Below are 8,374 nucleotides of genomic sequence, written 5' to 3'. Positions count from 1 at the left end.
CCGGAGATGAGGGCAGTATGGCCTTTTACGTTTTTGTCCAAATGAATTGCGTGAACATGTTTATATTTGATGTTTTTCAATAGTTGTTTTGTACCTTCCCAAATCAGATTGTCGCCGATGTTACCCCCGGGATATATATAAGTAATATCCTCTACATCTTTGATTAATGAAAGAATCTTGTTTCTACTTGTCTCAATGCCGGTTTGAAGGTTTGAAAAACCTTCAGATATTTCAGTCATGGCTATCCATCCTCTCATATATCATTTTCGAACTACAAGATATCATATTCACTATAAAGGCTTCCTGTTCAGATTGGAGCACAATCTTTTTTTTATAGAATGAATACAATATCAAGTATTTAGGAGATTACAACCAATCGAAAGGATGAGGAAAGAAGTGGACCGAAAAAAGATTGTCGTTCACCCACCGCAGGTTGTAGACCATAACAAAGTACAATGTTCATTTACGTGTACGAAAGAGATTGAGAAGTATTTTCTCGAAACAAAGTTTTGGGTTGAATATGACAGACCCATAGATTCGGTACCGCACAGTTTGCTCGTTATCCCGTTACTCTCCAATATTCTCCCGATTGTATGGGCATCTGATACCGATTTGTATGTGGAAGAATTGGACTTTACGTTCATGCAGTCTTTGGATGCAATCAAAAATTCTTTCCAGGGATTACATTCCAATGTAAAGTTCAAAGGCAATGTTTATGCGGATAGGCAAATAGAAAACAACTCTTATTCCGCTCATCACAGCGCATCTTTATTCAGCGGCGGGGTAGATTCCTTAACCACTTATATCCAAAGAAAAGAAGAAAAGCCTTATTTAATATCGGTTTGGGGAGCGGATATCGAATTAAACAATGTGAAAGGGTGGGAGAGAGTCAGACATCATTTGCATGCATTTGGCATCAGAAATCATGTAACGAATGTATTCGTAAAATCAAATTTGCGGTCATTTCTGAACCATCGCGAAATTCACACCCGTTTTTTAAGAAATACCAACTATTCTAGTTGGTGGGGACCTTTTCAACACGGTGTCGGCTTGTTGGGTTTATGTGCGCCAATCTCTTATACCGAGGGTATTTCCAAAATCTACATTCCTTCAACCTATTCTGTTCATGAACCCAAATTGCCTTGGGGATCCCACCCGACAATTGATAACAACGTGAAGTGGGGCAAAACTTCAGCAATCCATGAGGGATATGAATTGACCAGACAAGATAAATTGAAAGTGATCTCCGAGTTTATAAATAATACGGATTCATCGCAGCAATTAAGAGTATGTTATAAATCCGAAAGCGGAACCAACTGCGGAAAGTGTGAAAAATGCTCCAGAACGATGATCGGACTTATTCTGGAAGGGATCGATCCAAATCAGCATGGATTCCAAATGAGCGCGCAACGATATCATGACATCAAATCCAACTTGGTGCAGGGAAGATGGAAGCTGAATAATAACATCTACTTTTGGGAAGATATAAAGAACGCCGTGCTTCATAAAAGGGAGAACATTCCTGAAGAAGGAAGGGACTTTTTTGCATGGATGCACGAAGTAGACTTTCGCAAGTTTAAATGAATGATGCCTTTACAGAGAAAAACCCTTCTTACCATGTTCGGAACTGACCCCGAAATGTGAGACAAAGTAAAACACCTTTAAGCTGAACATACGACTATTGTAAAATAATCGTACAACTTGGAGGTGTTTTTGCTTTGGAACAAGAGTAAGTTACCCTGTAGAGGTAAAAATAAAGGCTTTTAGGTTATTTCCTCATACGATAAACATTCCAAAACCGCTGCTTTCAATCAGTCACCATTCAATAATAGGAAATTTGTTAATAGATTTGAAAGAAAACGGGATAACCGACATTACAATTGTTACAAGCTATCTCCATCATATTCTCATAGATTTCGTAGAAAGCACATTTCCGAATCACAAGATTTCATGAGGGATCTTTAATTGCTCCTATGTATATTCTAAAGCTTCATGAGTTTGGATTCCAGTAGGTGGATATGCTAACGTTATATTTGGTATGTAAGGACAACCGCCGTTACTTAGTTCCCAGTACGGAATAGGATAAGAGTAGGAAATATCCTCGAAAGGAGATTATATTATTGAAACTTAAAATAAAGAATCACAGACGTCCATTTAAAAAAGTGACTCGAGTGAATAATCGTTCTGGTATAATGGCCTCCTTATTTTTAACTCCTCAGGAATTTCAATCACTGAAGAATGCTATGAAAAAATATTCTTTAAGGAGAGGGGATATATCAACTTGGCTGTAATTATATATCCGCCAACAATAGATTGGGGCTGGATGACACAACGTCCCCAACAATTAATGAGGCAGTTTGCTGAGGATGGGCATGAGGTTTATTACTGCAATAAAACGCAATCTTCGAAAGCAAAATATAGTTCAGTGGCTCCTAACATTACAGTTGTTCATAATAATAAAGAATTTTTACGATATGGCATTCCAAGCTTTAAGAAACAAAGAAAAGAAATCATTGTATGGGTGACCTGTGCAATGCAATTCCAACTGGTGGAGCAATACTTGCCTAATAAAATTGTATTTGACTACGTGGATGATTTTCGGATATGGGCGCCCTATGTATATAAGATGGCAMGCAAAGCAGACATTATTTTTACTACTGCCCGTCTCTTAAAGAAAGGAATTGCAGAATCAGCACCCTTTCAGCCGTGTTACCTCGTTCCAAACGCCTGTGATTTAAACCATTTCCAGCAATACACTCATCATAATCCTCCTAAGCGTCCGCTAGAGTACGAGGGACATAACGGTAAAATTATTACGTATGTCGGGGCCTACGCGAGATGGGTCGATCAGGAATTAATTGAGCGGATCTCCCTCGCATTTCCCGATGCCTTGTTGTCCATTATCGGACCGGAGTTCGGAGCTACGTTCCAATATAATTTTTCTAACGTGATTTATAGTGGTCTTCAAAAGCACAGCAAATTGCCTGCATATTTATATTATGCAGACGCTTGTATTATTCCATTCAAGAAGAACAGTATTACATTATCAACAAATCCGGTAAAAATGTATGAATATTTAGCCGCGACTAAACCTGTCATTTCTACTGATTTACCTGAGGTGATGGACATACCGTATGTTTATACGGCCACTGATCATGATAGCTTTATAGATGAAATCGATAAGGTGCTGTCCCCATCTTTTTCCATCGACAAAGAGAAATTAAATAGTTGGTTGTCAAATCACACTTGGAATAAGCGTTATGAACAAATAAAGTCGAAGTTAAAAATTCATTTTCCGTAAGAGCCTTTCTAACTTGAAAAGCATGGTTTTAAAACCGCTAGATTAGAGGTTCCGGAGAAGACAGCTGAGGGTCTTCGAAAAAAGTGGAGACATTTAAACCTGATTATATATTTACAGAATCAGGGGTTAAATTAAAAATATAATATTTTCCATCATAGAAGAGTGGAACGAATTTATAAGCAATATATATAGGAGGAGAAACATGAAGAGATCTGATAATAACGAGTATTCAGATATACAACCAATGTTTCTGGAATCATCGATTCATCCGTGTGGCAGCAAACTGCTTGATGATGCAGTAATTGTGTATCCTCCAACGATTGATTGGAATTGGATGAAACAAAGACCACAGCAGCTGATGGAGCAATTTTCACTCCATGGACACAAGGTTTATTATTGCAACAAAACACAATCGTTGCAGACGTATATGACAGAGCTTAATGATAATCTGACCATTGTGCACAACAATAAGAAGTTTATTCAGGAAACTATTCCGGAACTGAAACGGCAAGGAAAAAGAATAATATTGTGGGTATCCTGGTCTAAGCTCCATGGTTTTTTAGATCAGTATACTGCAGATTTTGAAGTGTATGATTATGTTGATGATATTCCGGACTGGGCCCCCTATTTAGACTCTATGGTGAATCGGGCTGATCTAGTTGTGACAAGTTCTTCGGTATTGCAAAAACACATTACTGAAACCTATACGAGTAAACCCTGCTATAAAGTTCCTAATGGGTGTGATTTGCAACATTTCCAGAAATATAGGTATTCCATTCCGGAAAAACCGTTGGAACTGCTTGGATTAAGTAGTCCAATAGTTGGTTTTGTAGGTGCATGGGCCCATTGGGTAGATCAAGAAATAGTACGGGAACTCGCAAACGCAYTTCCGGATATTTTGTTTGTTATTATCGGCGTTGAGTTTGCCGCAAAGGTAGATCTTACAATACCTAACATAAAATATATTGGCTATAAATCATACAGTGAACTACCGCAATATTTGTATCACTTTAATGCATGCTTAATTCCATTTAAAATCAATGGCATCACAATAGCAGCAAATCCTGTGAAAATGTATGAATATTTAGCAAGTGGGAAACCGGTTATTGCTACTGATTTGCCAGAGGTCCAAAATATTCCATACGTGTATATAGGGAAGGATATTGATCAATGGAAGATTCAATTAGAACATGTGCTATCTCCATTTTTTCAGTTTAGAAGAGATGATATACAATCTTGGCTTCTTCATCAAACATGGGAGAGCCGATATTTCACGATTAAAGAAGCAATCCGAAACCATTGGAAACATGAAATTTATGCGAGGTAATTAAATCATTAGTCTAGATGACTGAAAGATGACTACGATAATCAATTGGTCATCTTTCTTCATGTGCATGGACGTTGGCTCAAGTAACTTTTTGAAGACGARGTTGCYGACATGATCGGCATTTGGTARAAGAAGRCGGGGCATGTAGGGTTTGTTTTAAAGGAAGTYAGAWCTATATATTTGCAAAATTTGTCATGTTAMTATAATAGAAATAGTCAGGATGAGGAGGAACGCAGTAATGACAGATTATAATCAGCCAGTTTTCGATGCATTGCCGCCCAAAGGGAGTAGTGCTAGCTTTTTTGCAGACGTTTCTGGAGAAGAAGCCTGGCAGCAAGATCAGCTGGGAAGAGCATGAAACACTGCTTGCCTTACTTGGCATGATGCCGGGCAAAGCGAGTGAGAAAATGTGCGAGGTGTATGAGCTTGCAGCAGAGCATATCCAGAAGGTTTCATCATTTAAGCGCGACAGCGAGGTACTAAAGTTAACCCACAGAGATACTTCTTCCTTTAATATAAGCGATACGTTAGAAGGTGTGACTTTAGAGCAAGCCTTTCCTATGATTTTGGTTGGCTCTGTTTTGATGGATGGAGATTAGGTACGGTGAAGTTTGATACTAAGCAAAACCGGCATACGTTTAGGTTTGGCTGGGGTCATATGCTTAGGGATGATACATATTTTTCACTTACACCGCTGCTGTTTGAGGCTTTGGATGTGTGCTGGATAGAACTTTTGGCAGCTGATCCGGAGAAGAAAAAGCTAAGCGGTCTTATTAAAACGAGCTATTATGTTGGAAAAGTAACTGGAGAATTTGATGATGTGCTAGGTGAYCTRCTTCCGCTAAATAATAAAATTTGCTGCCAAAAGGTTCAATCGTATTTTCTGAAAAGAGCGATTCTRGATGATGGAATTGGCGCGACATATGTTGGTATTTTGTATCGGATAGGTTATGAGGACGTTGAATCGATTCTTATGAAAAAATGGTCCMAAAWGGAAAATGCAACCTCTATTTGGAATGTGTCCAGTGATTTGCAGTCATTTACCCATTGGCCAGCYCAGAAGAGAGCAGCGCTTTTTGAACAGGTTGGACAATTGGTTCAGGAGAAGAAATTAAAAATAAGCTATTGGAAGCCGGACACGGCCGAGGAGCTGAAGAACAAGCTACTCATGTAGCAATAGAAGGAGCGGATTAGCTGCTCTCGCCGCGCAGCCGGATCAGCTAGATGCGCTCCGCTTGGAGCACGTGCAGGAACAGCGTCGCTTCCTTGCTGGTTTCGTCCACCGGCGCGGCTTGCAGCGCCTCAAGCAGTCGGCGGTTCGCACGATCCATTTGTACGAACAAGTTTTGAACGAGCTTCATTGATTCTTTTAAAAAATATTAAGATGAATATGAAATTCCTGATGATTAAGACCCGTTCCCAATAGGATTATTTGGAGAAGGAAGCATCGCTATCCTTGATAGAAAATCTGGATAGATTTTAATGTTAATACATGACTGCGGTGAAGACAATCCATAAATTTTAACTTGAATAACGCACTATTAATTTATATTTTGGATGAGGAGGAAAATGGTATAGCTACTTATTTTAATATTTCAATGCCTGTTATGGATTTTCTTACTGAGAGCCATCATGCAATGCTGAGTCATGGAGTTAAACTATATGCCGAAATATTTGTTAACGCACAAGGTGAACGTCAATATTCATCTTTTGAAAGTAAAGAAATCGATTTGTTCGCCATTTATTTTAATGATACTGCATATAACTCTTTTTTCTTTTCCTGCTATCCCATACAAGATATAATACAAATCAAAGAATCCGGATATTTTTATGATACGCCGAGCTCCTATTCTATTGAAGTTAATGGCGGCAGAGAAACCGATAAAAGTCGAGAACTGATACAAATTCGTATGATATCAAAAAATCCTAACAAACAGATACAATCTTTTTATCGAGCATTTCAAAGGGATTTAAAGAAAATTTCAGGATTGCAAAAGCATACCCAAAAGAATTATTTTTACTTGCCAACGGAAAAAATTATTATTCCTGCTAATCCACATTCACAGAACACAAGAGATAATTGGGAAGACTTTTGTCTTTCAAAAATTGAGAGTGTTGAATAACTTTGAAAATAATCAAAAAGTCCGGATGCGATAGCGGGGGCTTGAACGGTAGTTAATTCGAATGAATTGGTAGGGAGGGCGACTATCCTATGAAAGATGCATTAATGAAGAGATTAAAGACTTTCCTTCATCGGAAGGATAATAGCACACTAGTAGGCAGTCCGGCGAGCCAAGAGGAAATTGCTAATGCACAGCAGCGTCTGAATGTAAAATTTCATGAGGACTATGTGCAGTTTATCCGGACGTTTGGGGGGGCATATGCAGGTCTTGCGGTATATGCATTCTCAAATGGCTCCAGTCTCGGAAACGAAACGGTTGTCGATTTGACTCTTGGGGCCCGGGAGCAATTCAAGGAGCCACCCTTTGCAGAGGTTTTGCAAACCAGCTATGTCATCTCTATGGATGGTTCCGGCGATCCGATTATAATCAATGAGGCAGGAAACGTTTTCATTTGTTACCACGATAACGGGGAGATCGAGTTATTAGCGGATTCATTCGAGACGCTGATCGAGGATAATTTTTATGAATGGTGAATGTTGTTATTACTATGATTCCAATGTCACTTACAGCGACCCAGAGCTTGTAATGCGAAGTACATAATTACGTTATATTAAAACAGGATATAAAAGGGAGAGTTATTATGGATAATAGTATTGCGGAACATTGGAATTTTGAAAAGCATGAACTGCCCGGTATTAATTGCATCATCTTTCCAAATGGCAATGTAACAATTTTAAATTGTTACAGCCTATATGACCCCAACACAAAAGAAAGTGAATTTTTTTGCTCTCCCTTGTGTGACACAACCATGGACAGCATTGCAAAGTATAATGATGACTTTTGGACGATCGTTGATGAATGGGTCAGTATTGATTATCAAGACGGGAAAATCTATGGCGGTGATGGTCAAATGGGAAACGAAGGATTTATTGCCTGTACGGATGCTGAGGAGTGTTTGGTATGGGGAATATTTTTTGAAAATTCAAATCCTATAAAAAACTTAGAAATCAAAGATAAAATCCTAATCGCTATTAATGAGCATACCGAATTACAAATTGAAATCAACTTAGAAAACCTCACCCAAATTAAAATGACTTGCATAAAGTCCTAATACCACGAAATAAGCATTTTCTAACTTTTTGGGAGGGTATTCATAACCTCTCTTTTTTTTGCACATCCATCCTTGACTTTTGATATCAAAAGTGAAGTGAGATTGTGCCAGCAAAGAAAATGGGCCGCCCCACTAATAATCCTAAGCCTACTCAGCTAAATGTTCGAGTGGATGAGGGGATGGGTAAAGATAGCCCAAATTTTAGCCCAAATTTCGATAAAAAATCAAGAAAACATGCTCGAGTTATTTATGAAACTTCAAGGGATTTAGGTGTTTCAGTTACTAGAGGGGATACAGAAGGGATGAAGAAGTTCATTTTATCAATTGTAAATGACCCAGAAATCGCACTAATTCGAAATCCTTTGATTGGAATACAATCGACTCTGTAGACGCTTATGTTAAGGGTGATGCAGTTGTTTTAGTTAATCGAGATAAAAACGAAATATTGAATTTCTTAAATAAAAAAGGAGGTCGTTTATCAAGTGAGTTAATATCCGAATTAGATTTGATTA

11 protein-coding genes are annotated in these 8,374 nt (G+C 38.4%); 9 read left to right on the top strand and 2 right to left on the bottom strand.

Annotated features, from left to right (window positions below):
- Positions 1 to 239 (bottom strand): hypothetical protein (locus AC1DWN_RS21620; RefSeq protein WP_477560969.1); only part of this gene is annotated, 239 nt, incomplete at its 3' end.
- 157 nt (positions 240 to 396) lie between these two features.
- Between AC1DWN_RS21620 and AC1DWN_RS21615 the strand changes: the two genes are divergently transcribed.
- From AC1DWN_RS21615 to AC1DWN_RS21595, 5 genes are all read left to right on the top strand, one after another.
- Entirely contained in the window at positions 397 to 1,584 is a 1,188-nt protein-coding gene (locus tag AC1DWN_RS21615; RefSeq protein WP_477560968.1) for a hypothetical protein, read from the top strand.
- Positions 1,585 to 2,281: 697 nt separating this feature from the next.
- Complete coding sequence (locus AC1DWN_RS21610) at positions 2,282 to 3,301, top strand: glycosyltransferase (RefSeq protein ID WP_477560967.1); 1,020 nt, start codon at positions 2,282 to 2,284, stop codon at positions 3,299 to 3,301.
- 202 nt (positions 3,302 to 3,503) lie between these two features.
- Positions 3,504 to 4,628, top strand: a complete 1,125-nt coding sequence (locus AC1DWN_RS21605) for a glycosyltransferase (RefSeq protein ID WP_477560966.1) — start codon at positions 3,504 to 3,506, stop codon at positions 4,626 to 4,628.
- Between the two features lie 290 nt (positions 4,629 to 4,918).
- Positions 4,919 to 5,227: a hypothetical protein gene (locus tag AC1DWN_RS21600; protein ID WP_477560965.1), complete on the top strand. Its 309-nt coding sequence runs from the start codon at positions 4,919 to 4,921 to the stop codon at positions 5,225 to 5,227.
- A gap of 5 nt (positions 5,228 to 5,232) precedes the next feature.
- Positions 5,233 to 5,802 carry a hypothetical protein gene (locus tag AC1DWN_RS21595; protein WP_477560964.1) on the top strand — a complete coding sequence of 190 codons (570 nt, stop codon included), beginning with the start codon at positions 5,233 to 5,235 and terminating at the stop codon, positions 5,800 to 5,802.
- 46 nt (positions 5,803 to 5,848) lie between these two features.
- Here the strand turns inward: AC1DWN_RS21595 and AC1DWN_RS21590 are convergent, their stop codons facing one another.
- Positions 5,849 to 5,989 (bottom strand): hypothetical protein, encoded by a 141-nt coding sequence (locus tag AC1DWN_RS21590; protein ID WP_477560963.1) that lies wholly within the window; start codon positions 5,987 to 5,989, stop codon positions 5,849 to 5,851.
- Positions 5,990 to 6,154: 165 nt separating this feature from the next.
- Here AC1DWN_RS21590 and AC1DWN_RS21585 point away from each other — a divergent pair, with 165 nt between their 5' ends.
- The 4 genes from AC1DWN_RS21585 (at position 6,155) to AC1DWN_RS21570 (ending at position 8,251) form a co-directional block, all read left to right on the top strand.
- The gene (locus tag AC1DWN_RS21585; RefSeq protein ID WP_477560962.1) at positions 6,155 to 6,751 is read left to right on the top strand and encodes a hypothetical protein; all 597 of its coding nucleotides are present in this window, start codon (positions 6,155 to 6,157) and stop codon (positions 6,749 to 6,751) included.
- Between the two features lie 89 nt (positions 6,752 to 6,840).
- Entirely contained in the window at positions 6,841 to 7,284 is a 444-nt protein-coding gene (locus tag AC1DWN_RS21580) for an SMI1/KNR4 family protein (protein WP_477560961.1), read from the top strand.
- Between the two features lie 107 nt (positions 7,285 to 7,391).
- Complete coding sequence (locus AC1DWN_RS21575; protein WP_477560960.1) at positions 7,392 to 7,862, top strand: hypothetical protein; 471 nt, start codon at positions 7,392 to 7,394, stop codon at positions 7,860 to 7,862.
- A 104-nt stretch (positions 7,863 to 7,966) separates the two neighbouring features.
- Positions 7,967 to 8,251, top strand: a complete 285-nt coding sequence (locus AC1DWN_RS21570) for a hypothetical protein (RefSeq protein WP_477560959.1) — start codon at positions 7,967 to 7,969, stop codon at positions 8,249 to 8,251.
- Positions 8,252 to 8,374 lie beyond the last annotated feature (123 nt).

It is taken from the genome of Paenibacillus sp. P4_A7, assembly GCF_056402455.1.
Note: the sequence above shows the minus strand (reverse complement) of the source record. Positions and strands in the feature narration are given on the sequence as shown.

Excerpts from the sequence above, each read along its gene's own strand:
- AC1DWN_RS21575 (WP_477560960.1), top strand. The coding sequence starts at position 7,392 with ATGGATAATAGTATTGCGGAACATTGGAATTTTGAAAAGCATGAACTG.
- AC1DWN_RS21590 (WP_477560963.1), bottom strand. The coding sequence starts at position 5,989 with ATGAAGCTCGTTCAAAACTTGTTCGTACAAATGGATCGTGCGAACCGC.
- AC1DWN_RS21580 (WP_477560961.1), top strand. The coding sequence starts at position 6,841 with ATGAAAGATGCATTAATGAAGAGATTAAAGACTTTCCTTCATCGGAAG.